Source organism: Marinobacterium lutimaris (assembly GCF_900108065.1).
GTDB lineage: Bacteria > Pseudomonadota > Gammaproteobacteria > Pseudomonadales > Balneatricaceae > Marinobacterium_D > Marinobacterium_D lutimaris.
The window spans coordinates 51,265-74,636 of the sequence record NZ_FNVQ01000007.1 but is presented as its reverse complement, the minus strand read 5'-3'; the positions used below and the strand labels follow the sequence as shown (position 1 = coordinate 74,636).

Here is a 23,372-nt window from a genome sequence, read left to right as displayed (position 1 = left end):
GGCCGTTCTCTTACTTTTCGGTTTCTATCAGTCCCTTGACGAACAGGCGCTGCATCATCAGCACCACGCCCACCGGCGGCAGCAGCGCCAGCAAAGTGGTTGGCATCACCTCGTTCCAGGCCACCTCGCCGTCCCCCACCGCCAGCATCCGCTGGATCCCCATCACCACGGTGTAGTAGTCCTCGCTGGTGGTGATCAGCAGCGGCCAGAGATACTGGTTCCAGCCGTAGATAAACATGATCACGAACAGTGCCGCGAGGTTGGTGCGCGACAGCGGCAGCAGGATATCGATCAGGAAACGGATAGGGCCGGCACCATCCACCCGCGCCGCCTCCGCCAGCTCCGGCGGTACCGTCATAAAGAACTGACGCAACAGGAAGGTGGCGGTGGCGCTGGCGATCAGCGGCAGCGTCAGCCCTGTGTAGCTGTTCAGCATTCCCAGATCCGCCACCACCTGAAAGGTGGGGATGATGCGTACCTCCACCGGCAGCATCAGCGTCATGAAGATCAGCCAGAAGCAGAACATCCGCAACGGAAAGCGGAAAAAAACGATGGCATAGGCCGCCAGTACGGAAATGGCGATCTTGCCCAAAGCGATCCCCAGCGCCATCACCAGGCTGTTGAACAGCATCAGCGCCACCGATACGCCAACCGATGAGTCACTGCCTGTGCCCAGCACACGGCCAAAGTTTTCCAGCAGCTGATCACCGGGCCAGAGCGGCACGGTACCAGTCACCAGTGCCTGCGCCGGATAGGTAGACGCCACAAAAGCGATCCAGATTGGAAAGGCCACCAGCAGCACGCCCAGCGCCAGCACCCCGTGGCTAATCAGGTTCAGCCAGAATCGATTCTCAACCATCAGCTCTCAACCTTAGCTCTCCATCTCAGCTCTCAACCTCAGCTCTCCATTTCAGTACTGCACCCTGCGCTCGACATAGCGGAACTGCACCACGGTGAGTGCACCCACCAGCAGCATCAGCACCACCGACTGTGCCGCGGAGCCCCCCAGATCCAGACCGACAAAACCGTCGTCATAGACGTTGTACACCAGGGTACGCGTGGCATCGCCGGGCCCGCCCTGGGTGACCGCGTGAATCACGCCGAAGGTTTCAAAAAACGCGTACACCACGTTGATCACAAGCAAGAAGAAGGTAGTCGGCGACAGCAACGGAAAAGTGATGGTGATAAAGCGCCGCAGCGGACCTGCGCCATCGATGGCCGCCGCCTCATGCAGTGAGCGCGGGATCGCCTGCAATCCGGCAAGAAAAAACAGAAAGTTGTAACTGATCTGCTTCCAGGCGGAGGCGATAATCACCAGCAGCATCGCCTGATCGCCATTGAGAAAGTGGTTCCACTCGTAACCCAGCTGATCCAGCAGATACGCCAGCACACCCACGGTGGGATGGAACATGAATAGCCAGAGCACACCGGCGATCGCGGGTGCCACGGCATAGGGCCAGATCAACAGCGTCTTGTAGACCTGGGCGCCGCGCACCACCTGGTCTGCCATCACCGCCAGGGTCAACGACAGCCCCATGGAGAGCGCCGTCACGCCGGCACTGAAGATGACGGTGGTCCAGAGGGTTTTGTAGTAGCCCGGATCGGTGAACAGCAGCTGGTAGTTTTCCAGGCCGACAAACTCGGTGGAGAGCCCAAAGGCATCTTCCATCAGGAACGACTGCCACACCGCCTGGGCGGCGGGCCAGATAAAAAACACCAGCGTGATCAGCAACTGCGGCAGCACCAGCAGCCAGGGCAGCCAATGGCTATCGAAAGCCGGCACGCGTTCAGAACTTATATTGGACATAACGAAATGACCGGCACCTCGGACAAGCCGAGGCACCGGTGCTCCCTGTTACGAATCAGCGATTGGCGCGTTCAAACTTGCGCAGCAGGTCGTTACCGCGCTCCACCGCTTCATCCAGAGCGTCCTTGGCGGAGGCATCGCCGGCCCAGACCTTCTCCAGCTCTTCGTTGATCACGTCACGGATCTGTACAAAGTTACCCAGACGCAGCCCCTTGGAGTTGGCCGTCGGCTCACCGCTGGTCATCTGGGTGATCGCCACATCGGTGCCAGGGTTTGCCGCATAGAAGCCCTGCTCACGGGTCAGTTCGGCGGCGGCATGAGTGATCGGCAGATAACCAGTGAACTGGTGCCAGTCCGCCTGCACTTCCGGTGAAGAGAGGTAAGTAAAGAATTGGGCCACGCCCTTGTAGTCTTCACTGTCATGCCCCTGCAGAGTCCAGAGCGTAGCGCCACCGATGATGGTGTTTTTCGGGCTATCGATCATCGACTGCCAGTACGGCAGCTGAGCTACGCCAAACTCGAAATCCTGCACGCTGCTTTTCACGCCGGAATAGGACGCAGAAGAACCCATATACATGGCGCATTCGCCGCTGTAGAACTTCGGCAGGCTGTCGGAGCGACGACCGCCGTAGCCGAAGATGCCGCTCTTCTGCCAGTCGGCCAGCTGGGCGATATGCTGCACATGCTTGTCGCTGTTGAACTCCAGCACCGTATCCAGACCGGAGAAACCGTTGTTGTTGGAGGCAAAGGGAATATCCTGGCGGGCGCTGAAGTTCTCCAGCTGCACCCAGGACTGCCAGCCGGTGGTGAAGCCGCACTTGTAACCGGCATCCAGCAGTTTCTGACCGACCTGGCCCATATCTTCCCAGGTTTTTGGCGGCTCGGCGCCGGCTTTCTCTAACGCATCGGCGTTGTAGTAGAGCACCGGTGTGGAGCTGTTGAACGGCATCGACAGCATCTTGCCGTCGTCGCTGGTGTAGTAGCCGGTGATGGCGCTGAGGTAGTTATCCGGATCGAAGGCTTCGCCGGCGTCTTCCATCAGTTTCCAGGTCGGGTAGACGGCGCCTTCGGCGGCCATCATCGACGCGGTACCGACCTCGAACACCTGCACGATATGCGGCTGTTGCTTGGCACGAAACGCGGCTACGGCAGCGGTCATGGTCTCGGTGTAGTTGCCTTTGAACACCGGTTTGACCTCGTAGTCATCCTGGCTGGCGTTAAACCCGGCGGCGATCTCGTTGATCTTTTCCCCCAGGGTGCCGCCCATGGCGTGCCACCACTCGATCTGGGTTGCGGCCTGGGCATTGAATGCCATTACCGACGCCAGTGCTACACCCAAACTGCTGCGTACCATTTTTCGAGCCATTGCGGTTTGCTCCCTTATCAATCCTTCGAACCAGGCAAAACCTGGCAAGCCTGAGATGCCATGAACAGATTTCTGGCCATCAAGTTTCAAATGAACCCAAATTAGAGCAGCAGAATGCTTCATATCGCTGATAGTGCGATGTCAGTTCTGTTTCATTTAAATGAACAACTCGGTGCGAGAAACCGGGCCAGCGCAGCCGCTGGGCGATTGGCCGATTACTCGCCATCCGGTATACTTTGCGACCCTAAATGCCGCCAAAACCGCATACTTGGCGTGGTTATAGTTCAGTCTGAAGGACAGCCCGATGAGCCGCATGAACCCCGATATGGATCGCCTACAGCCCTACCCGTTTGAAAAACTGGCAGAGCTCAAGCGCGGCGTGACGCCGCCTGCTGATCTGGAACATATCTCTCTGGGGATCGGTGAACCCAAGCATCCGGCACCGCCGTTCGTGCTCGACGTGCTGAAAAACAACCTGGATCGCGTCTCCAACTACCCCAGCACCAAGGGGATGCCGGAGCTGCGCCAGGCGATCGCCGAATGGTGTGAGCGCCGCTTCAAACTGCAGCAAGGCTCCATGGATGCCGAGCGCCACGTACTGCCGGTCAACGGCACCCGCGAAGCGATCTTCGCCTTCACCCAGGCACTGGTGAAACGCTCACCGGACGCACTGGTGCTGACGCCTGATCCCTTCTACCAGATCTATGAAGGCGCGGCTTACCTCTCCGGCGCCGAGCCCTACTACCTGCCGACGCTGCCGGAAACCGGCTTCGTACCGGATTACGATGCGATCCCTGCCGATGTATGGAAGCGCTGCCAGCTTCTGTTCGTCTGCTCACCGAGCAACCCGACCGGCTCAGCTCATACCATCGAGCAGTTCAAGAAGCTGATCGCGCTGTCCGACGAATACGACTTCGTCGTTGCCTCCGACGAGTGCTACTCCGAGATCTACTTCGACGAAGCCAACCCGCCGGCAGGTCTGCTGCAAGCCTGCGCCGAGCTGGGTCGTCACGACTACCGCAACTGCGTGGTGTTCCACAGCCTGTCGAAGCGCTCCAACCTGCCGGGTCTGCGCTCCGGCTTTATCGCCGGCGATGCCGAGCTGATGGAGCCGTTCCTGCTGTTCCGCACCTACCACGGCAGCTCCATGCCGATTCAGCATCAGCTGGCCTCCATCGCCGCCTGGAACGATGAAGACCACGTGCTGGAAAACCGCAGCCAGTACCGCCACAAGTTCGACGCCGCCATCAAGGTGCTGTCGCCGGTGCTGGATGTGAAGAAGCCGGATGCCAGCTTCTACCTGTGGGTGCCGACTCCGATCGCCGATGACGCCTTCACCCGCGGTCTGTATGAGCAGCAGAACCTGACCGTACTGCCCGGCAGCTACCTGTCGCGCCCAATGGCGGACGGCCGCCTGCCCGGCGCCGGCTTTGTGCGCATGGCGCTGGTAGCCACCGTTTCCGAGGTGGTTGAAGCCTCTGAGCGCATCCGTCGCTACGTAGAATCGCTGTAAAGGATTTTTGCCATGACCACCGTTTACGGAATCAGCAACTGCGACACCGTGCGCAAAACCCGCAAATGGCTGGAAGCCAACGGCATAGCGTTCAGCTTCCACGATTTCCGCAAGGATGGACTGGATGCCGCCAGCATCGACCGCTGGTGTGATGCCCTCGGTATCGACACCGTGCTGAACAAGCGCGGCACCACCTGGCGTCAGCTGCCGGAAGCGGAACGAAATGTGGATGAAGCCGGGCTGCGCGCCCTGCTCGTTGAGCGTCCTACACTGATCAAGCGTCCGGTCCTTGAGCATGCCGACACCATTCGTGTCGGCTTCAAGGAAGCGGACTATGCCGCACTGTTTGGCGTCTAACGCGCCGTATAAATAAAACGATTTCAACGCATTACGAGGACATACAAGATGCCAAACTTCGCATTCGGCCTGGGGGTCGGTACTAAATCCAGCACTGGTGAGTGGCTTGAGGTTTACTACAGCGCACCGCTGCTGAACGCCAGCGCCGAGCTGATCGACGCAGTTTCCGGTGTTGTTGCCTACGAAGGCGGTAACGCGGCAATCGAACTGAAAGACGCTGACCTGAAAAAGCTGGAAGCTGCTTTCCTGTCTGTTGGCGCCAAAGACCAGGCTCTGGTTACCGAAGTGCTCGAAGGCACCAAGCAGCCGCTGGTTCTGTGCATCCTGGCCAGCGACGAAGGCCCTACCAGCACCGCTGAGGTTTACCTGAAGCTAGCTCTGCTCTCCAACCGTCTGGTCAAGCCGCACGGCCTGAGCCTGGCCGGCATGTTCGGCCTGCTGCCGAACGTGGCCTGGACCAATGAAGGCGCCGTAGCGCTGGAAGACCTGCCGCGTCGCCAGCTGGAAGCCCGTGCCCAGGGTCGCGTTCTCGACGTTCAGTCTGTGGACAAGTTCCCGAAAATGGCCAACTACGCGGTACCGGCCGGTATCCGTGTCGGCGACACCTCCCGCATCCGCCTGGGCGCGCACGTGGGTGAAGGCACCACCGTCATGCACGAAGGCTTCATCAACTTCAACGCCGGTACTCTGGGCGTAAGCATGGTTGAAGGCCGCATCTCTGCAGGCGTTGTCGTGGGTAACGGTTCCGACGTGGGCGGCGGCGCCTCCACCATGGGCACCCTGTCCGGCGGTAACAACGTGGTCATCTCTGTGGGCGAGAACTGCCTGCTGGGCGCTAACTCCGGTCTCGGTATCCCGCTGGGCGATCGCTGCACCGTGGAAGCTGGCCTGTACGTCACCGGCGGCTCCAAGGTCACCCTGCTGGACGACCAGAACAACGACGTGGAAGTGGTCAAGGCTGCAGACCTGGCCGGCAAGCCGGACCTGCTGTTCCGCCGCAACTCCCAGAACGGTCGCATCGAGGTGAAAACCAACAAGAGCGCGATTGAACTGAACGAAGAACTGCACAAACATAACTAAGAACAGCGACGGGCTGCCGCTTATTGCGGTGGCTCGTCGTCGTTTTCAGGAGCCTAAAGAATGTCCCTCCGCTCAGAAACCCTCGAACTCACCTGCGACCTGATCAGCCGTCCTTCGGTCACTCCCGAAGATGCTGGCTGCCAGGAGCTGCTGATCGGCCGTCTTGAAAAACTTGGTTTCAAGATTGAGCGACTGCCGTTCGAGGAGGTCACCAACTTCTGGGCGCGTCGCGGCACCGAAGGGCCCCTGTTCTGCTTTGCAGGTCATACCGATGTGGTCCCCTCCGGCCCCGCCGAGCAGTGGACCCATCCCCCATTCGAGCCCACGGAGGTGGAGGGTTACCTCTACGGCCGTGGCGCTGCGGACATGAAGGGCAGCATCGCCGCCTTTATGACCGCGCTGGAGCGCTTCATCGCCAACCATCCCGAGCATGAAGGCTCCATCTCCCTGTTGATCACCTCCGACGAGGAAGGCCCGTTCGTGAACGGCACTACTCGCGTGATCGACCACCTGGAAGCGCGTAACGAGAAGATCGACTGGTGTATCGTCGGCGAGCCGTCCAGCACCGACAAGGTCGGTGACGTGATCAAGAACGGTCGTCGCGGCTCCCTGAGCGGCACCCTGAAGGTACGCGGTATTCAGGGCCACGTGGCCTACCCGCACCTGGTCCGCAACCCGATCCACGAAGCCGCACCGGCCCTGGCCGAGCTGTCTTCCACCACCTGGGACCAAGGCAACGATTTCTTCCCGCCGACCAGCTTCCAGATCTCCAACATCCACGCCGGCACCGGCGCCACCAACGTGGTACCGGGCGAGGTCGAAGTGGCGTTTAACTTCCGCTTCTCTACCGAGACCACCGCCGATGAGCTCAAGCAGCGCGTCTGCGATATTCTGACCCGCCACGGCCTGGACTGGGATATCGACTGGATTCTCTCCGGCAATCCCTTCCTGACCTCCGCAGGTTCCCTGGTAGATGCCAGCCGCGAAGCGATCCGTGCCGTCACCGGCAATGAGACCGAGCTGTCCACCTCCGGCGGCACCTCCGATGGCCGCTTTATCGCGCCCACCGGCGCCCAGGTGGTTGAACTGGGTCCGGTTAACGCCACGATCCATAAGATCGATGAACGCGTGCGTATTGCGGACCTGGATACCCTTTCGGCCGTTTACGAAAACATCCTGGCCCGTCTGCTGGTGAAGAGCTGAGCCAATGATTTCACTTGGCTGCCCGGTGTGCCAGGCTCCCCTGGCCACCGCTGAAGATGGGCGACAGCTGCGCTGCGAAGCCGGCCACAGTTTCGATCGCGCCCGTCAGGGTTACTGGAACCTGCTGCTGCCGCAGCGCAAGAAGTCCAAGGATCCCGGCGACAACAGTGAGATGATCCAGGCACGGCGCCGCTTTCTCGATGCCGGTTTCTACTGGCTGATCGCCGAGCGCCTGACGCAGATACTGCTGGAAGAGCTCAAAAACACCCCGCAGCCTGAACTGCTGGATCTGGGCTGCGGCGAGGGTTACTACACCACCCAGATCGAAGAAGCGTTCTCCACTGCCGGCCTCAACGCCGCTATCGCCGGGCTCGATATCTCCCGCCATGCCATCAAGGCCGCCTGCAGACGCAGCGAGAATATCGACTGGCTGGTAGGTACGGGCGCCGATCTGCCGATCCTGCCCGGCTCTCTGGACGCCATGACCCTGATGTTCAGCCGCGTTATGCCGGAACCGATGGCCAGGGCACTGAAGCCCGGCGGCCTTCTACTGGTGATTTGGCCGGGGCCGGAGCATCTGATTGAACTGCGCGAGCTGATCTACGATGAAGTCCGCAAGCGTGAGTTCAACCCCGAGGCCGACCTGGTGCCGCTGTTTGAGCCGGTACGTACCGAAAGCCTGGAGTTCCAGTTTGAAGTGGACGGTGGCGAAGCACTCTCTGATCTACTGCTGATGACGCCTCACGGGCACCGTATCCGCCAGGAAACCCGCGACCGCATCCTGGCTCACACCAGCCTGGAGTGCAGCGCCGATATACGTTTCGGCCTTTACCGGCGCGCCTGATCGAACCCAGGCGACCATAAACCGCCTGGCTGATCACTTTTCCTGCATTGATCGCGGCCCGGCTTAGACGCTATAAAGGGCGTCTGGAGGTTTTCGATGCGCATTCGAGAGTGGCTGCATAAACGCGCCAACAGCCCGAGGGAAAATTTCTCCCTGCTGCTGGCTGGGTTTGGCGTTTTCGCGCTCGGCTTCGCTCTGGTCGCCGCCGGACAGTACCTGATGCCCGCTGGCCTCGATGCTGAGCTGGCGGCACTGGCCGGCTTGATCCTGATAGGGGTCGGCATCATACTCGCTGCGGCAGGCTATCTCAGCCTCAGCATTCTCCGTATCTTCAGTTTTCTGGACAGTAAAGATGAGTGACGAGCGCCACCCCGATATCGAGGTCTACATCAAGAACCGGCCGCTGGAGGTTATTCTCGACTGGCTTGGCGAGCGCTGTGAGCGGGTGCAGACCATTAACAGCGTCGGTGGAACCCATGCCCTGGAGATCGTCATCGACAGCAACACCGTACCGGTGATGATCCACGAAAAAGCGGTTGGCAAGGCCTGGATCAGCGTCTGGTTCCGCTCAGAAGACACCCCCTGGGTGCGCGACCTGGATTGCGCCCACGAGATCGCCAAAGCCCTGGATACCCAGGTGCGCTGTATCGCCTCCGGCTGGTCCGAAGGTGACGATCCCGATGAGTGGTGGCGCGTGGAAAACGGCGATGCCGAAAAGATTCAATGGCAGACCAGCTGACCTCCTCCAATGACTAAACCCATAGCGTTAAAACCGTTGCACGCCCTGCTGCTGGACGGCCAGGGCGGCGCCCGCGATATGGATGCCGCCGAAATCAACGCCTGGCGGCCGGATCAGGGACTGGCCTGGCTGCATCTGGACTACACAGAACCCGAGCAAAGCGAATGGCTGCGTAACCAGTCTGGCCTTAGCGAGCTGGTCTGCGAAGCACTACTCACCGAGAACACCCGCCCCCGCGCGACCCTGACCGGTGACGGCCTGCTGATCGCTCTGCGTGGCGTGAACCTTAACCCCGGCGCCGATCCCGAGGATATGGTGTCCGTGCGGCTCTATGTCACGCCCGACAGAATCATCTCCACCCGCAAACGCCGACTGCTCTCGGTCACCAGTCTTGCGGAAGACTGTCGTAAGGGCGAAGGACCAGCCAACGTCGCCGACTTCCTGGTGCAGCTCAGTGGCAACCTGGTGGAGCGCATGGGCGAGGTAGTGGAAGAGATCGAAGAGGAGCTCTCGTCCCTGGAGCTGCAACTGCTGGACGAAGGCCATAGCGCCGCCATCCGCCAGGCACTCTCCAACCTGCGCCGCCAGACCATCACCCTGAGGCGCTACTTCGGCCCTCAGCGCGATGCTTTTAGCCAGTTGCAGAACGACCGCGCCAGCTGGCTCTCCAACGATCACCGTCTGGAACTGCGCGAGATCAGCGACCGCCTGCTGCGCCATATCGAGGATCTCGATATGATCCGCGAACGCGCCGCCATGGCCCAGGATGAGCTGGTCAGTCAGCAGTCCGATCAGCTCAACCAGCGCATGTATCTGCTCTCACTGATCGCCGCCGTATTCCTGCCCTTGGGCTTTTTAACCGGCCTTCTCGGCATCAACGTGGGCGGAATTCCCGGCTCGGACAATCCCTACGCCTTCGGAGTTTTCATGTTGATTCTGACTCTGCTGGTGGCCCTTCAGGTCTGGTATTTCCGCCGTCAACGCTGGTTCTGACAAGTGCCAAAAAGAGGGGTTTTCTGCAAAAAAAGAACCCCCTCTTTACCAAGACAATAGCGACCTTTTCACAACATTAAGCCTCACATAAGCAACATATATCGCCCGTTAACCTGTGCGAAATATCAGCTTTAATCTGGGCTATTTCCTCTCTTAGAAGGCGCTTGCAGCGGGCCTTTCCGACACCGTTCAGGCATCATTCACGACCGCCAAAACGATGATTTTTTCCGCGCCTAATACTTGCGCGATCATCAAAACCACGCCCATCATGATATGAACACAGCGTGAAGCTTCATCTGAACTTCCCCGCTACAAAAACCGCCCGTCGCTGCCGGGCATCAGTAAACACGAACGGACTATGCAATGAGTGAATCCACACCGCCGATAGGTATGAAGCTGCGCCATGCGCGCAAGGTCAAAGGGATGCGGCTGCGCGATCTGGCAGCTGAGGTTGAGTGTTCGGAAAGCTTTTTGTCAAAGCTGGAAAACGACAAGGTTCAACCCTCGCTGCAGCTACTTCATCGTATCGTCGCGGTACTGGAAACCTCCATCAGCAACCTCTTCAGCGATACCGATGACAGCGTTGTCTCTCGGGCAGGAACTCGCCAGCTTCTGCACACAAGCAACATCCGCCGCGGTGAAGGAGTGACACTGGAGACGCTGATTTCGCCCTCTCAGGGGCACTTACTTTTTGGCGCCATTCACATCGTACGTGCTGGCGGTGGCAGCTCAGGTCCAATATCCCATGAGGGTGAAGAGGTCGGCTATGTGCTCGAGGGCGAGCTTGAGTTGAACGTAGACGGCACCGAATATCACCTCTATCCCGGCGACTCGTTTTTCTTTCAGTCCCGCCTCCCCCACGGGTATCGTAACCCTACCGACAAGGATACCCGGGTACTCTGGGTGAACACTCCCTCCACTTTCTGATCAAAATACATCCAAAAAGAAAACCACTTTCCCATTGGTCAAGTCACTTGACTAAGCAAAGTGCTTTGGTCAGTATGAATGCGCTGGCCATGTCGCACCTTTAGATCGCAATAAGCGGCCGGGCACTAAAGCCCAGGTTACGACAGCACAAATAATCAAAACAAAAGGATGGCAAGCAGACACCCCTCAGCCTTTAGGTTTCGTGCGACTTGTTTTGAATCGAGCGTTGAATCAAGCCAAATAGGGGGCTTACTTGATGGGAATCTTACGTAAAACCACAGCACCACTGCTCACTCTCGCAATTACCGCTGCACTGGGTACCGGCGTAGCAAACGCCAAAGACACTGTGAAAGTCGCCTTTATCGGCCCACTGACCGGCGGTGTTTCCGCGGTAGGCGTCGGCGGACGCAACTCTGCCGAACTCGCTGTTCAACTGCGCAATGCCGACCCGAACGCCAAGTACGAGTACGAACTCGTTACGCAAGATTCTGAATGTAAGCCGAATGTGGGCGTGCAAATCGCCACCAAGATCGCTGCCGACCGCTCCATCATCGGCCTGGTCGGCCACTACTGCTCTGCGGTTGCCATGGGCGCCGTGGATATCTACCACCGCTTTAACCTGCCGATGTCAGTCTGGGGCGCAGTTCTTCCCGAGATCACCTACGCAAACGACTACAAAGAGATCCATCGTGTAAACGGCACGATGATCAACCAGAACGAAGTCGCCGCGAAGTTCATGACCGACCAGGGTTACAAAACCTGGGTCATCATTCACGACACCACCGACTACGGCAAAGGCCACAACAAGTACTTCAGCGAATACCTGACCGCCAACGGTGGTGAGATTCTGGCGGACTTCGGTGTACCGGCCGACCAGCAGGACTTCACCGCCGAGCTGACCAAGGCCAAGCAGCTCAACCCGGATGTTATCTACTTCGGCGGCCTGACACCGCTGGGCGTACGTATCCGCGCACAGATGGACAAGCTTGGTATCGAGTCCCAGTTCCAGGGTGTATCCGGCATCAAGTCTGACTCCTTTATCGACGGTACCGGCGAACTGGCCGAGGGCGTCGTCAGCTTCCTTGAAGGCGCACCACTTGAGAAACTTCCTGGTGGCCAATACTTCTCGGAAAAATACAAGGCAGCCGGCTTTACCGAATCCGAAGAAGCCTACGGTCCATTCGCGTTTTCAGCCATGAACCTGATTCTGGATGGTATCGAAGAGGTTGGACCTAACCGTAAAGCCCTGACCGAATACCTCGGTAATATCCAGGACCATGACTCTGTGGTTGGCAAAATCTCCTTTGACGATCACGGCCAGAATACCGTGGCGGCCATCACTCCCTACGTAATCCAGGACGGTAAATGGGTTGTCTGGGAAGACAGTGAATACGCTGACGGAACCCGCAAACTTTCGGGTCTCTGATCAACGCTCCTGCGTGACTTTTTAGCCCGGCCCCTAAACGGGACGGGCTAAAAAGGCCTCTCCGCGCGCTTTAAAAACTTCTCTTCATAATTAAAAGAGGCAGGTAACCATGGATATGGGCCTTCTCGGTCAGTTTATTGTCAACGGCATGATGCTGGGCATGATGTATGCGCTGGTAGCCGTTGGATTCACCCTGTTTTTCGGGGTGCTGGATGTCATCAAGTTCTCCCACGGCGATGTCTTGATGGTCGGCACCTTCGCAGGTTTTTCAACCTACCTTGGACTCGGCGCCATCGGCATCGATAACGCCTTTGTACAGTTGATCGGTGTTCTCGTTGTCGCTATCGGCTCGATGGCAATCCTCGGCGCCATCATCGCCCGTTATCTGGTACTTCCACTGAAATCAGCGCCACCGCTGAATACCCTGCTCGTCACCCTGATGCTAGGTACCGTGCTGCGTGAAGCGATCCGCCTGTTTTATCCGGACGGCTCCAACCCGAAGCGCTTTCCGTCGCTGCTGCCGACCGACTCCTGGACCATCGGCTCCTTCAACCTGCGCGCCGACAGCGTGATCCTTCTGGTCGGCGGCCTGCTGGTGATCGTCGGGGTTCACGTATTGATCAACCGTACCCGTCTGGGGATGGCTATCCGCGCCGTGGCGCAGGATGAAGAAACAGCCAAGTGCATGGGGATCAACTTCAAGATGATCGTCCTGCTCACCTTCGGACTCGGCTCCGCTGTGGCTGCTTTCGCCGGTGTCATGAACGGGCTCTACTACAACGAAATCAACTTCGGCATGGGCCTGCTGCTGGGCGTGATCGGCTTTAGCGCCGCGATTATCGGCGGCCTCGGCAATATCTATGGAGCCATTCTCGGCGGCTTTATCTTTGCCGCTCTGCAGACGCTCGGAGCGGTCGCTCTGCCCTTTGCCAGCGCTTACAAAGACGTGTTCGCCTTTGCCGTTGTTATCGCACTTATCGCCTGGCGTCCCACCGGTTTGATCGCCGAAAAAACCAGCGAAAGGGTTTAATTCACATGACGCAATCATTGAAAGACAAGCTGATTATTCTTTTGCTGGCTGCCCTGGGCGCCGCCTTTCTGGTGACCTTTATCGCCATAGAAGAGCAGGCAGAGATCTTTGCCCTGCTGGTGTTTGCCGGCGTGCTTATCATCGCCAGCGCCAAACTCGGCCTGACCGATAAAATCTCCCAAAGCCTTTCCCGCAATGAGCGATTGCTGAACCTGTCAGTCATCGCGGCGATGCTGGTGGTCATTTTCTGGTTCCATGAGGATCACTTTCCTCTGTTGATGATCGCCACCGTACTGCTTTATGTCGTTGCCTGCTGCGGCCTGAACATGCAGTTCGGCTATACCGGCGTGGTGAACTTTGCAGGAGCCGCCTTCTTCGGCGTCGGCTGCTACACCGCAGCGGTTCTCGGCGGCACTGGCACCCCACTGCTGCTGGTTATCGCGCTGGGTGGCGTGATGGCTGCGATTATCGGCTCGATTCTGATTATCCCGGTGCTGCGTACCCGCGGGCATTACGCCGCCGTGGTCACCATCGCCTTTGGCCTGCTGTTTCGAACCTTTCTCGAGGTTAACGACACCCTCGGCGGACCTCAGGGGCTTCCGGTTTCCGGCATGAACCTGTTCGGCTGGGACTTCAACAGCAACATCCAGATCACCGAGAATATCGAGTTCTCGTTCTACATGAACTACGTCATCCTGGCGCTGATCATGGTAATCCTGACCTTCATCCTGATGCGCCGGATCGAGCGCTCCTGGATCGGTCTCAACTTCGATGCGGTACGCCTCGATGAAACCGCCGCCGCCTGCTACGGCATCAACATCAAGCGCTGGAAGATCCTGTCGTTCACGCTGGGCAACTTCCTGGCCGGTACCGCCGGTGCGCTGTTCGCGATGATGCTGGGCTTTATTGCACCGTCCAACTTCGCCTTTTCCGACTCGCTGATCCTTGTCTCCATCGTTCTGCTCGGCGGCATGGGAAGCATCTGGGGCACCATCCTCGCGGCGGGACTCGTGGTTCTGCTGCCGGAGAAACTTCAGGTAATCCAGGAATACCGCTTCCTGCTCTACGCGGTGGTGATGATCCTGATCCTGCTATTCCGCCCGCAGGGCGTACTGCCGCGCAACCTGCGCTCTTACATTCCAGGCTGGAGGGGTTGATATGGAACAGCAACAGGAAACCGTATTGGCCTTTAAGGGACTGACCCGACGTTTCGGCGGCGTGGTCGCGCTCAACGAGTTCGACATGGAGCTGACCAACGGCCAGATCGTGGGACTTATCGGGCCGAACGGCTCGGGAAAGACCACCTCGTTCAACGTGCTGACCGGCATCTACGAAGCCAACGGCGGCAGCATCGAGTTTCTCGGTCAGGACATCACCAGCTGGCCGGCACAGAAGGTTTATGAAGCCGGGGTTGCACGCACCTTCCAGCGTTCACGCCTCTGCCTTGAGCTGTCGATTTTCGACAACATCATGATCGGCGCCCACAAACGCCTGAACCATGGCTTTATGTTCAACGTGTTCAAGCGCAAGGCGCTACAGCAACAGATCAAGGAGAACTACGAGGAAGCGCGCAAGCTGCTGACGATCTTTGATCCGGAACTGGCCGACAAGATGTTTGAGCCGGTCGGCTCGCTGCGCATGATCGACCGTCGTCGTATCGAGATCTGCCGCGCCCTGATCAGCCATCCCCGACTACTGCTGCTCGACGAACCCTCCGCAGGGATGACCCACGAGGAAACCCGCGAGCTGATGGATGACATCCTTGAGGTGCGCGAGATGATCGACGGCCTGTCGATCATTCTGGTCGAACACGAGATGGGCATGATCGAGCGCGTCACCGACAAGTGCATCGTGCTGAACTTCGGCCAGAAAATCTGTGAAGGTGCTTACCGCGAAGTCGCCTCCAACAAACTCGTACAAGAAGCCTACCTGGGGGGAGAATAAGCATGGCGACGGCAAGCGCACTTGAACTGAAAAACATCTATGCAGCTTATGATTCCGCCGACGTGCTTGAGGACGTATCCCTCTCGGTTCCGGCCGGCAAGATCACCTGCCTGCTGGGCTCGAACGGCGCCGGCAAATCCACCATTATCCGTTCCATTCTGGGCCTGACTCCGCCCCGCTCCGGCGACATTCTGGTCGATGGCGAGAGCCTGATCGGCCTGCCCACCCATAAGGTGATCTCCGCTGGCATCGCCTGCATCCCGGAAGGCCGCAAGGTGTTCCCGAAGATGACGGTGGTGGAAAACCTGCGTCTGGGCGCGTTTCAGGAGAGCTCCGAGTCGGTGATCCGCGACCGTATCGATCAGGTGTTTGAGATTTTCCCACGCCTGAAAGAGCGCAAAGGCCAGCTGGCGGGCACCATGTCCGGCGGTGAACAGGCGATGGTTTCTATCGGCCGTGGCCTGATGGCTGCCCCCAAGGTTCTGCTGATCGATGAGCCTTCTCTGGGCCTGTCGCCGCTGTTCGTTAAGGAGAACTTCAACATCATCCGCCGCATCAACGAACAGGGCATCACCGTCTTTCTGGTCGAGCAGAACGTTCACCAGACCCTGGCGATTGCGCACTATGGTTATGTGCTGTCGCAGGGTCACGTGGTTGCTCAGGGCACCGCGAAAGAGCTTTCCGAAAATGCAGAAGTCCACGAAGCCTATTTCGGTTAAGCCCGACTACCAACAACAGGATATGCAATATGTCTAATACCAAGATTGATGCCGTCGAGCTGACCCGCACACTGGTCCGCTTCGAGACAGTCAACCCGATCAACCCGGAACAGGGCTGCGTGGAATATGTAGGAAACCTGCTGGCGGAGCACGGCTTCGAGATCTCGTACCACGAGTTCGCGCCCGGTCGCCCCAGCCTGGTCGCCCGTATCGGCGGCTCTGACAAGAAGCTGCCACTCTGTTTTACCGGACACCTGGACACCGTACCCCTGGGTCACAAGGAATGGTCCGTATCCCCCTTTAATGCCGATATTATCGACGGCAAGCTTTATGGCCGCGGCACCAGCGATATGAAATCCGGCGTGGCTGCCTTCGTCGCCGCCGTGATCGAGCTGGCCGACGAGCTGGCCCAGGGCCCCGGTGTGGTCCTGGTTGTCACCGCAGGTGAAGAAACCGGTTGTGAGGGCGCCGCCCATATGGCGAACCTGGATGGCGTACTGGGTAAGGCGGGCGCCATTGTTGTCGCCGAGCCCACCTCCAACTATCCCTTTGTCGGTCATAAAGGCGCCCTGTGGATAAATGCCCAGACCGATGGTGTGACCGCTCACGGTTCCATGCCGGAGCTGGGCGTCAACGCGATCTACAAGGCCTCCAAGGCAGTCAACAAGCTGGAGACATTCGACTTCAAAGCGACCCCGCACCCGGTGATGGGCCCGCCGACACTGAATGTCGGCACTATCGAGGGCGGCATCAACGTTAACTCCGTCCCTAACCGGGCCAAGATCGGCGTGGATATCCGCACCATTCCGGGACAGAAAAACGAGGCGGTACTGGGCGATCTGACCTCTTACCTTGGCGAAGAGGTCAGCCTCTCCCCCATGGTCAATCTTGAGGGTGTCTGGACCGCACCCGAGAACCCCTGGATTCAGTCTGTTTTCTCGCTGATGGAGAAGGTGCTGGAGCAACCGATCGAGCACAAGACCGCCACCTACTTTACCGACGCCTCGGTGCTGACGCCGGTTTACGATTTTGCCCCGACCATTATTCTCGGCCCCGGCGAAGCCGCCATGGCACACCAGACCGATGAGTACTGCTACGTGGACCGGATTCCCCAGGCGGTGGAGGTTTTCAAGGAACTGGCCAAGCAGTGGAATCAACAGTGAGTAGCGCCAATCAACTGTCACTGATTGAGGCCGTCCGCGCGATCTCCAGCGGACGGCTCACCAGCGAAGCCCTGCTGGCGAGCTGTCTCGAGCGTATCGATGAACGGGAAACCCAGGTGGGCGCCTGGAGGCATCTTGACCGGGCTAACGCAGAGGCATCGGCACGGCACCCCGGTGCCGGGCCACTCTGCGGCATCCCAGTCGGCATCAAGGATCTGATCGATACCGTCGATATGCCCACCGGATATGGCTCACCGATCTATAGCGATCATTTCCCATGCCGCGATGCCGCTTGCGTTTCGGAGCTTCGTAACGCAGGCGCTATCCTGCTGGGGAAAACAGTCTCGACCGAGTTTGCCTACTTCCAGCCCGGAAAAACGGCGAATCCTCAGGACCTGAAGAGAACGCCCGGCGGCTCGTCCAGCGGTTCTGCCGCAGCAGTCGCGGACTTTCATGTGCCTGCAGCGCTTGGCACCCAGACAGCGGGGTCGATCATCCGCCCCGCTTCGTTCTGCGGTGTCGTGGGTTACAAACCCAGCTACGGACTTTTGCCACTCACCGGAATTCGCGCCCTCGCGCCCTCCATGGATCACCTGGGCACTTTAACGCGAACCGTTGAGGACGCAGGTTTTCTGGCGGCTATTCTGGGCCGCAGGCCAGAGCTTGATATCCAGTCGGAGGACGACGATTGGGTACCGAAAATCGGCTTCTGTGAGACGCCGCAGTGGCAGCAGGCCGAGCCATCTACCCAGGCTCTTCTTCGTGATGCGGCGCAGTCATTGCGCAGCGCGGGAGCAGTCGTGCAAGAGTTCAACCTGCCCGAGGAGTTTTCAGACCTTGGCGAAGCACACCAGCTGGCCATGGACTATGAGGTCAGCGTTACCGGTCTGTTTGAAGTGACCAACCACGCCGACCAGGTCAGCGCGAGATTTCGTGAACGCTTTGCAGCGGGACAAGCCACGGCAACCCGCGACTACGACTCGGCACTGCAAAAAGCACAGCGGGCCAGAGCCGCTCTCACCATGGCGATGGACGCTGCCAGCAGCGGTTGTGATGTGCTGATCTGCCCCAGCGCACCAGGAGAGGCCCCTGAAGGGCTGGACGCCACCGGCGATCCGGTTTTCAACCGTATCTGGACCTTCTCAGGCGTTCCCTGCATTAACGTTCCGGGTCTGAAGGGCCCCAATAACCTGCCGGTAGGCTTGCAGGTTGTGGGGCGTTTTGGCGATGACACACGGCTTTTGAAAGCGGCACGCTGGATTCATAACCAGCTTGGCTGAAGCTTTTAGCCGGGTTTAACCAACTCAGAACCAGTGAGAGGGCAGCGCCTCTCAACGCTGGTTCTGAGCCTCTGCCGCCGCCTCGGGGGTCTCATCCGAGCCGCCCCGCTGCTGATAGATCACTGCACAGATAATCATCGCCAGGCCAATAAAGGTGGCCGGGGCGATCGGCTCGTTGAGGAAATAGCGGATGAACACCAGCGACAGGAAAGGTGACAGGAAGATCAGGTTGCTGACGCGGCTCACATGCACCGCCGAGCGCATGGCGCCCAGCCAGAGCATAAAGGTCACCCCCATCTCGAACAGACCCACATAGACCGCCCCAGCCAGCGCCTTAGGCTCAGGTAGATGCAGCTCGCCCTGCCAGACCATCAGCGCCCACACCAACGGCGTACCGACCATAAAGCAGGCCAGCAGAGACGCGGTGGCTGGCGCGGTGGCGCGGGTGTTGAGTATCCAGTACATCGCCCAGAACAGGGTACTGAGCATCGCCAGCAGTACGCCCTCGATACTATCGAAGTCCAGCGCCAGCAGGTTGCCGCGGGTGGCGATAATCAGCGCCCCGAAGTAACCGCCGGCCAGGGCGATCATATCCCTCGGGCGCAGCGACTGCTTCAGGAAAGGCACCGCCAGCAGCGACAGCGTCAGCGCCCAGGTGTAGTTGATGGTCTGCGCCTGCTGCGCCGGCAACAGATCGTAGGCGCGGAACAGCACCAGATAATAAACCGCCGGATTGATGACACCGAGCAGCACCGCATAGGCCGGTTGCTCGCGAAAAAAGGTGAACAGCGCGCCCCACTGCTTCTGCCAGCTGACCACCGCCATCAGAAACAGCATGGAAAAGAGGCTCGCCCAGGCCAGCAGTTGCAAAGGCGTCAGCAACGCCAGGGACAGCTTGAACGCGGTCGCGACGGTGGACCATAAAAAGACAGCGAGTCCGGCGAGCAGCATCGCTCGGGGCTGATTTTTCTCAGACATGAATTGAGCTCTGGGCTGAAAACTGGGGTGCAGTTCAGTTTCAGGCGGTCGCGGAAATCGACCGCCGGGACTGCGCAATAGATTCCAGCATCATACGTCCACTGGACATGAGTGCAACCTGGGCGAAATTATCGGCGGCAGACTGCGCCTGATTGGGGATGTGGGCCTGGGTATCCACATGACTGACCAGGTAGGCGAACTCACCGCGTTGACAGTTATTCACCGAACCATTGAGGCGCCCCACCACTTCACTGGTATAAAACTCATTGGGGTTGGGGTAGCTCAACGGTTTAGACTCGGGAAGTTCGAAACCACCCTCAGCTGTAACCGGCTGACGCAGCGGCGTATACGCCTCCTGATTCGAGGCGATCAGACTCAGCAGCATCGCGAAACGGGCGCCATTGGAGGACTGTACCGCCTGAGGCAGATCCGCCGTATAGGTCTCTATCCGTTGCTGAATATGTTCTGTCTGCATCATCGCTCCCAAGCCACCATTTCTCTATCGGCCGGACGGGGTTATCCTTTAATTCTTTTATTAATTCAGGAAGTTGCAATGTCCCGCTGGCGTCCACCCGCGCCCCGCAGCGCGCCCTATATCACCCAGGAAGGCTACGACCGCCTCAGCGCCGAGCTGAAGTACCTGTGGAAGGAAAAACGTCCTGAGGTGACCCAGGCGGTGAAGGAAGCTGCAGCCCAGGGCGACCGCTCGGAGAACGCCGAATATATCTACGGCAAGAAGCAACTGCGCGAGATCGACCGCCGGGTTCGCTACCTCTCCAAGCGGCTCGACAATATCAACGTGGTGAACCGGATACCGGAAGACCAGGGCACCGTGTTCTTCGGCGCCTGGGTTACCCTGGAGGATGAAGAAGGTGAGACTCGCGAACACCGCATCGTCGGCGCCGATGAGATCGGCGATAAACCTGGTTACATCAGCGTGGACGCGCCCCTGGCGCGACAGATGCTGAAGAAACAGGTAGGCGATGAGATCTGGCTGAAAAAGCCGGACGGCTCAGAAGAGTGGTTTGAAATTATCGAGATCAGCTACCGCTGATCCCTGATTATTAAGCGCAGTGCCGGCGTAGCTGTTCCAGCAATACCTTCATACGGGATTCTAGCTGGGACAGTGCCGGCCGCACATCTTCCGCCCGTCGGGCGCCCTGCTCAACTTCCAGCGCAAGCTGCACGGTGGATTCGGCCCCGAAGGTACCCAGCAGCCCCTTGAGGGTATGCGCAGCGGCTGATAGCTCTGCAGTATCGCCCGCCGCATGGCTGCGCTGCATGGCCGCCATATGATCGGGGGCTTCCTCGAGAAACATCTCCAGCACCGAAACCAGAAGTTCTTCATCGCCTCCGGTCAGTTCCAGCGCCTGTGTCCAGTCATAGTAAAGCGTCTGACTCATAACGGTTCCCGCATCGGTGTTCTATCTGAATGCCTGATCCCAATTTCCGCGAGTATAAATTATATACAGGAAATAGGGTTACTTATTTGCGACAAAAACCTAATATAGCGCCCGCTAATCGGGTCAATTTCCCCTTTTAAAAAGGGTTAATAGCAGACTTCGTACAAGCTAAGATAGTAATAAAAAACGCCCACCTCCATCCTGAGGATGGTGCACCAAGAGGATACCAAGATGAAACTGTTCACCGCGCTGGTACTCACCCTGACCTTTGGCATGGCTGCTAGCCTGGCTAACGCCGGTACACTGGAATCCCCTCAGGGTTCCGTCATTCTGACCGTATCAGGTGCTATTGAGAACACCAACGGCGACGGTGTGGCCCGTTTCGACAAGGCGATGCTCGAAGCCCTGCAGCAGCGTACCACCGAAACCGCCACCCCCTGGCATGAGGGCGTGGTGAGCTTCGAGGGACCTCTGGGAAGCGCCCTGCTTGACGCTGTGGGCGCCAGCGGCGAAACCATGCAGGTCACCGCCATCAACGACTATTCAGCCGAAGTACCGGTATCCGATTTCTACGATCATGAGGTCATTCTGGCCCTCAAAGCCGACGGTAAGTACATGCGCGTTCGCGACAAAGGCCCGCTGTTCATCATCTACCCCTTTGATGAAAAGCCAGAGCTGAGCTCCGAGATTATCCACAACCGCTCGGTATGGCAGATCAAAGCGATCGACATCAAGTAAACGCCTGACGCATACTTGATAACGCCGATGAGACTGAAGCTTCCACAGCTCGGCCTGTTAGGACGAAGCAAAGCGATATGGCTGCTCTCGGCCCTGTCGCTGGCTTTCCTGACGGTCGTGCTGGTGCTTTATGTCACCCTGATCAAACGCGAGACCGAACTGCTGGCCTCGATCCGCGAGGATATGCTCTGGGCCGCCTATCAGATTGACCGTGAAACCCAGCGTTTCCAGCGCGAGCTTCATGTCTTCACCTTTACCCCCGATGACAGCGACCAGTTTGACAGCGTTCTGCTGCGTTTCGATATCCTTTACAGCCGCATGGACCTGTTACAAAAAGGACAGCTGCAGAAGCTGTTCGCGGAGGATCCTGCCAGCGCCGACCTGATCAATAGCTTCATCCCGCTGGTACAGGCGATAGACGGACAGATAACCGAGATTCAGAACAATCCCGCCTCCAGGGAGTTTGTGCTGCAGAGGGCCAGCTCACTGGAGCCGGTCGCCGAAAAGCTGCTGCTGAAAACGCTGGAGCGACGCGCCGCCGACAAGACCTACGAGCGCGACTACACCCTCAGCATGTTCAACTGGCTTGCCCTGCTGATAGGCCTGATGCTGATCACGATGGTCAGCATCATCGTGATGGTGTTCCGCCGCCACACCGAAGCGCTGCGCCAGCGCAAACACGCCGAACATCTCGCCAGGCGCCTGCGCCGCACCGCTGAAAGGGCGGAAAAAGCCAACCGCACCAAGTCGGAATTCCTGGCGATGATGAGCCATGAGATCCGCACACCGATGAACGGCATTACCGGCATGACCAGCCTGCTGGAGCATACTCAACTTAGCCAGGAACAGCGCGAGTACAGCGAAACAATCCGGAAATCGGCTAACGCGCTGCTGGGCATCATCAATGACGTGCTCGATATTTCGAAACTCGAAGCAGGCCGGTTCGATCTCAGCGTCGAGCCTTTCGACCTGAGTCAATTAGTCCAAGATATTGCCCGGCTGCTGCGCCCCCGCACCAGTGAAAAACAGCTTGAGCTCAGCACCCACCTCAGTCCCAAGCTCAACCGTTTCTACCAGGGCGATCCCAGCCGGATACGGCAAATTCTGCTTAACCTGGTTGGTAACGCCATCAAGTTCACCGAAAAAGGCCAGGTGCTGCTGGAAGTCAGCCAGGGCGAACGGGGCCTGCTGTTCGCAGTCACCGATACCGGTATCGGCATCCCCGAATGCTCCAAAGACAAGCTGTTCGGCATGTTTACCCAGGTTGATACCTCGACCTCGCGAAACTATGGCGGCACCGGGCTCGGGCTGGCGATCAGCAAACGTCTGGTCGAACTGATGGATGGCCAGATCGGCTTTATCAGCGAAGAGGGCAAGGGCAGCCGCTTCTGGTTTGAAGTGCCACTGAAAGAGGCGCAGAGAGAGGAGGTAGAACCGGCACAACTGCCCACCAGCCAGCCGGTCGATGAAACCCAGCCCCTTAAAATACTGGTCGCTGAGGATAACCGGGTGAATCAGGCGGTGATCAAGGGTCTGCTGAGCCGCTGCGGCCATCAGGTGGAGCTGGCGGGTAATGGCCTGGAAGCGCTTAAAAAGGCGCAACAGGACCCGTACGACCTGATACTGATGGATATCCAGATGCCGGAGATGGACGGCCTGGAGGCCACTCGCAGGCTGCGCAGCATCGATTCCTGCGCGACCCTGCCGATCATCGGGCTTAGCGCCAACGCCATGCAGGATGACCATCACAAAGCCCTGGAAGCCGGCATGAACGATTATCTGACCAAGCCTGTGGATATCCGCAAGGTGAAGGATGCGATCGCGCGCAATGTCGTGCCGACAACACTGAATCAGGACTGAGG

At 58.6% G+C, this 23,372-nt stretch carries 25 protein-coding genes; 19 read left to right on the top strand and 6 right to left on the bottom strand.

What is annotated here, in order from left to right; genetic code table 11:
- Positions 1 to 10: 10 nt before the first annotated feature.
- The 3 genes from ugpE to ugpB all read right to left on the bottom strand — a co-directional run bounded on the left by ugpE (position 11) and on the right by ugpB (position 3,173).
- Entirely contained in the window at positions 11 to 859 is an 849-nt protein-coding gene (gene ugpE, locus C4S72_RS22935) for a sn-glycerol-3-phosphate ABC transporter permease UgpE (protein ID WP_104005532.1), read from the bottom strand.
- 51 nt (positions 860 to 910) lie between these two features.
- Positions 911 to 1,798: a sn-glycerol-3-phosphate ABC transporter permease UgpA gene (ugpA, locus tag C4S72_RS22930; protein ID WP_200826888.1), complete on the bottom strand. Its 888-nt coding sequence runs from the start codon at positions 1,796 to 1,798 to the stop codon at positions 911 to 913.
- 64 nt (positions 1,799 to 1,862) lie between these two features.
- Positions 1,863 to 3,173 (bottom strand): sn-glycerol-3-phosphate ABC transporter substrate-binding protein UgpB, encoded by a 1,311-nt coding sequence (gene ugpB, locus C4S72_RS22925; RefSeq protein WP_200826884.1) that lies wholly within the window; start codon positions 3,171 to 3,173, stop codon positions 1,863 to 1,865.
- A gap of 313 nt (positions 3,174 to 3,486) precedes the next feature.
- Here ugpB and dapC point away from each other — a divergent pair, with 313 nt between their 5' ends.
- From dapC to C4S72_RS22845, 16 genes are all read left to right on the top strand, one after another.
- Positions 3,487 to 4,686 (top strand): succinyldiaminopimelate transaminase, encoded by a 1,200-nt coding sequence (gene dapC, locus C4S72_RS22920; protein ID WP_104005686.1) that lies wholly within the window; start codon positions 3,487 to 3,489, stop codon positions 4,684 to 4,686.
- Positions 4,687 to 4,698: 12 nt separating this feature from the next.
- Positions 4,699 to 5,043: an ArsC family reductase gene (locus C4S72_RS22915; protein WP_104005530.1), complete on the top strand. Its 345-nt coding sequence runs from the start codon at positions 4,699 to 4,701 to the stop codon at positions 5,041 to 5,043.
- Positions 5,044 to 5,091: 48 nt separating this feature from the next.
- Entirely contained in the window at positions 5,092 to 6,123 is a 1,032-nt protein-coding gene (dapD, locus tag C4S72_RS22910; RefSeq protein ID WP_104005529.1) for a 2,3,4,5-tetrahydropyridine-2,6-dicarboxylate N-succinyltransferase, read from the top strand.
- 60 nt (positions 6,124 to 6,183) lie between these two features.
- The gene (gene dapE, locus C4S72_RS22905; protein ID WP_104005528.1) at positions 6,184 to 7,326 is read left to right on the top strand and encodes a succinyl-diaminopimelate desuccinylase; all 1,143 of its coding nucleotides are present in this window, start codon (positions 6,184 to 6,186) and stop codon (positions 7,324 to 7,326) included.
- A gap of 4 nt (positions 7,327 to 7,330) precedes the next feature.
- Positions 7,331 to 8,170: a putative RNA methyltransferase gene (locus C4S72_RS22900; RefSeq protein WP_235009242.1), complete on the top strand. Its 840-nt coding sequence runs from the start codon at positions 7,331 to 7,333 to the stop codon at positions 8,168 to 8,170.
- Positions 8,171 to 8,266: 96 nt separating this feature from the next.
- Complete coding sequence (locus C4S72_RS22895; RefSeq protein WP_104005527.1) at positions 8,267 to 8,530, top strand: hypothetical protein; 264 nt, start codon at positions 8,267 to 8,269, stop codon at positions 8,528 to 8,530.
- Positions 8,523 to 8,909: a hypothetical protein gene (locus tag C4S72_RS22890; protein ID WP_104005526.1), complete on the top strand. Its 387-nt coding sequence runs from the start codon at positions 8,523 to 8,525 to the stop codon at positions 8,907 to 8,909. Before C4S72_RS22895 ends, C4S72_RS22890 begins: the two co-directional genes overlap by 8 nt.
- A gap of 9 nt (positions 8,910 to 8,918) precedes the next feature.
- Positions 8,919 to 9,902, top strand: a complete 984-nt coding sequence (gene zntB, locus C4S72_RS22885; protein ID WP_104005525.1) for a zinc transporter ZntB — start codon at positions 8,919 to 8,921, stop codon at positions 9,900 to 9,902.
- A 363-nt stretch (positions 9,903 to 10,265) separates the two neighbouring features.
- Positions 10,266 to 10,829, top strand: a complete 564-nt coding sequence (locus tag C4S72_RS22880) for a cupin domain-containing protein (RefSeq protein ID WP_200826883.1) — start codon at positions 10,266 to 10,268, stop codon at positions 10,827 to 10,829.
- A 256-nt stretch (positions 10,830 to 11,085) separates the two neighbouring features.
- Positions 11,086 to 12,255 carry a branched-chain amino acid ABC transporter substrate-binding protein gene (locus C4S72_RS22875; protein ID WP_104005524.1) on the top strand — a complete coding sequence of 390 codons (1,170 nt, stop codon included), beginning with the start codon at positions 11,086 to 11,088 and terminating at the stop codon, positions 12,253 to 12,255.
- A 109-nt stretch (positions 12,256 to 12,364) separates the two neighbouring features.
- The gene (locus C4S72_RS22870; protein WP_200826882.1) at positions 12,365 to 13,285 is read left to right on the top strand and encodes a branched-chain amino acid ABC transporter permease; all 921 of its coding nucleotides are present in this window, start codon (positions 12,365 to 12,367) and stop codon (positions 13,283 to 13,285) included.
- A 5-nt stretch (positions 13,286 to 13,290) separates the two neighbouring features.
- Positions 13,291 to 14,442, top strand: coding sequence for a branched-chain amino acid ABC transporter permease (locus C4S72_RS22865; protein WP_104005523.1), 1,152 nt, complete (start codon positions 13,291 to 13,293; stop codon positions 14,440 to 14,442).
- A gap of 1 nt (position 14,443) precedes the next feature.
- Entirely contained in the window at positions 14,444 to 15,229 is a 786-nt protein-coding gene (locus C4S72_RS22860) for an ABC transporter ATP-binding protein (protein ID WP_104005522.1), read from the top strand.
- A gap of 2 nt (positions 15,230 to 15,231) precedes the next feature.
- Complete coding sequence (locus C4S72_RS22855) at positions 15,232 to 15,948, top strand: ABC transporter ATP-binding protein (protein WP_104005521.1); 717 nt, start codon at positions 15,232 to 15,234, stop codon at positions 15,946 to 15,948.
- A gap of 29 nt (positions 15,949 to 15,977) precedes the next feature.
- Positions 15,978 to 17,111, top strand: a complete 1,134-nt coding sequence (locus C4S72_RS22850) for a M20 family metallopeptidase (protein WP_104005520.1) — start codon at positions 15,978 to 15,980, stop codon at positions 17,109 to 17,111.
- Positions 17,108 to 18,391, top strand: coding sequence for an amidase (locus tag C4S72_RS22845; RefSeq protein ID WP_160115577.1), 1,284 nt, complete (start codon positions 17,108 to 17,110; stop codon positions 18,389 to 18,391). The genes C4S72_RS22850 and C4S72_RS22845 overlap by 4 nt, the downstream gene beginning before the upstream one ends.
- 51 nt (positions 18,392 to 18,442) lie before the next feature.
- Here C4S72_RS22845 and C4S72_RS22840 read toward each other — a convergent pair whose 3' ends face one another.
- Positions 18,443 to 19,369 (bottom strand): DMT family transporter, encoded by a 927-nt coding sequence (locus C4S72_RS22840; protein ID WP_104005518.1) that lies wholly within the window; start codon positions 19,367 to 19,369, stop codon positions 18,443 to 18,445.
- 40 nt (positions 19,370 to 19,409) lie between these two features.
- Entirely contained in the window at positions 19,410 to 19,844 is a 435-nt protein-coding gene (locus tag C4S72_RS22835; RefSeq protein ID WP_104005517.1) for a hypothetical protein, read from the bottom strand.
- A gap of 78 nt (positions 19,845 to 19,922) precedes the next feature.
- On the opposite strand from C4S72_RS22835, the gene greB reads away from it, so the two are divergent.
- Entirely contained in the window at positions 19,923 to 20,423 is a 501-nt protein-coding gene (gene greB / locus C4S72_RS22830) for a transcription elongation factor GreB (protein WP_104005516.1), read from the top strand.
- A 10-nt stretch (positions 20,424 to 20,433) separates the two neighbouring features.
- Here greB and C4S72_RS22825 read toward each other — a convergent pair whose 3' ends face one another.
- A complete protein-coding gene (locus C4S72_RS22825) occupies positions 20,434 to 20,772 on the bottom strand; it encodes an Hpt domain-containing protein (protein WP_104005515.1) in 339 nt (112 codons plus the stop codon).
- A 231-nt stretch (positions 20,773 to 21,003) separates the two neighbouring features.
- On the opposite strand from C4S72_RS22825, the gene C4S72_RS22820 reads away from it, so the two are divergent.
- Entirely contained in the window at positions 21,004 to 21,510 is a 507-nt protein-coding gene (locus C4S72_RS22820; protein ID WP_104005514.1) for a hypothetical protein, read from the top strand.
- 27 nt (positions 21,511 to 21,537) lie between these two features.
- Positions 21,538 to 23,370, top strand: a complete 1,833-nt coding sequence (locus C4S72_RS22815) for an ATP-binding protein (protein WP_104005513.1) — start codon at positions 21,538 to 21,540, stop codon at positions 23,368 to 23,370.
- Positions 23,371 to 23,372 lie beyond the last annotated feature (2 nt).

Excerpts from the sequence above, each read along its gene's own strand:
- ugpE (WP_104005532.1), bottom strand. The coding sequence starts at position 859 with ATGGTTGAGAATCGATTCTGGCTGAACCTGATTAGCCACGGGGTGCTG.
- ugpB (WP_200826884.1), bottom strand. The coding sequence starts at position 3,173 with ATGGCTCGAAAAATGGTACGCAGCAGTTTGGGTGTAGCACTGGCGTCG.
- dapC (WP_104005686.1), top strand. The coding sequence starts at position 3,487 with ATGAACCCCGATATGGATCGCCTACAGCCCTACCCGTTTGAAAAACTG.
- C4S72_RS22915 (WP_104005530.1), top strand. The coding sequence starts at position 4,699 with ATGACCACCGTTTACGGAATCAGCAACTGCGACACCGTGCGCAAAACC.
- dapD (WP_104005529.1), top strand. The coding sequence starts at position 5,092 with ATGCCAAACTTCGCATTCGGCCTGGGGGTCGGTACTAAATCCAGCACT.
- dapE (WP_104005528.1), top strand. The coding sequence starts at position 6,184 with ATGTCCCTCCGCTCAGAAACCCTCGAACTCACCTGCGACCTGATCAGC.
- C4S72_RS22900 (WP_235009242.1), top strand. The coding sequence starts at position 7,331 with ATGATTTCACTTGGCTGCCCGGTGTGCCAGGCTCCCCTGGCCACCGCT.
- C4S72_RS22895 (WP_104005527.1), top strand. The coding sequence starts at position 8,267 with ATGCGCATTCGAGAGTGGCTGCATAAACGCGCCAACAGCCCGAGGGAA.
- C4S72_RS22890 (WP_104005526.1), top strand. The coding sequence starts at position 8,523 with ATGAGTGACGAGCGCCACCCCGATATCGAGGTCTACATCAAGAACCGG.
- zntB (WP_104005525.1), top strand. The coding sequence starts at position 8,919 with ATGACTAAACCCATAGCGTTAAAACCGTTGCACGCCCTGCTGCTGGAC.
- C4S72_RS22880 (WP_200826883.1), top strand. The coding sequence starts at position 10,266 with ATGAGTGAATCCACACCGCCGATAGGTATGAAGCTGCGCCATGCGCGC.
- C4S72_RS22875 (WP_104005524.1), top strand. The coding sequence starts at position 11,086 with ATGGGAATCTTACGTAAAACCACAGCACCACTGCTCACTCTCGCAATT.
- C4S72_RS22870 (WP_200826882.1), top strand. The coding sequence starts at position 12,365 with ATGGATATGGGCCTTCTCGGTCAGTTTATTGTCAACGGCATGATGCTG.
- C4S72_RS22865 (WP_104005523.1), top strand. The coding sequence starts at position 13,291 with ATGACGCAATCATTGAAAGACAAGCTGATTATTCTTTTGCTGGCTGCC.
- C4S72_RS22860 (WP_104005522.1), top strand. The coding sequence starts at position 14,444 with ATGGAACAGCAACAGGAAACCGTATTGGCCTTTAAGGGACTGACCCGA.
- C4S72_RS22855 (WP_104005521.1), top strand. The coding sequence starts at position 15,232 with ATGGCGACGGCAAGCGCACTTGAACTGAAAAACATCTATGCAGCTTAT.
- C4S72_RS22850 (WP_104005520.1), top strand. The coding sequence starts at position 15,978 with ATGTCTAATACCAAGATTGATGCCGTCGAGCTGACCCGCACACTGGTC.
- C4S72_RS22840 (WP_104005518.1), bottom strand. The coding sequence starts at position 19,369 with ATGTCTGAGAAAAATCAGCCCCGAGCGATGCTGCTCGCCGGACTCGCT.
- C4S72_RS22835 (WP_104005517.1), bottom strand. The coding sequence starts at position 19,844 with ATGCAGACAGAACATATTCAGCAACGGATAGAGACCTATACGGCGGAT.
- greB (WP_104005516.1), top strand. The coding sequence starts at position 19,923 with ATGTCCCGCTGGCGTCCACCCGCGCCCCGCAGCGCGCCCTATATCACC.
- C4S72_RS22825 (WP_104005515.1), bottom strand. The coding sequence starts at position 20,772 with ATGAGTCAGACGCTTTACTATGACTGGACACAGGCGCTGGAACTGACC.
- C4S72_RS22820 (WP_104005514.1), top strand. The coding sequence starts at position 21,004 with ATGAAACTGTTCACCGCGCTGGTACTCACCCTGACCTTTGGCATGGCT.
- C4S72_RS22815 (WP_104005513.1), top strand. The coding sequence starts at position 21,538 with ATGAGACTGAAGCTTCCACAGCTCGGCCTGTTAGGACGAAGCAAAGCG.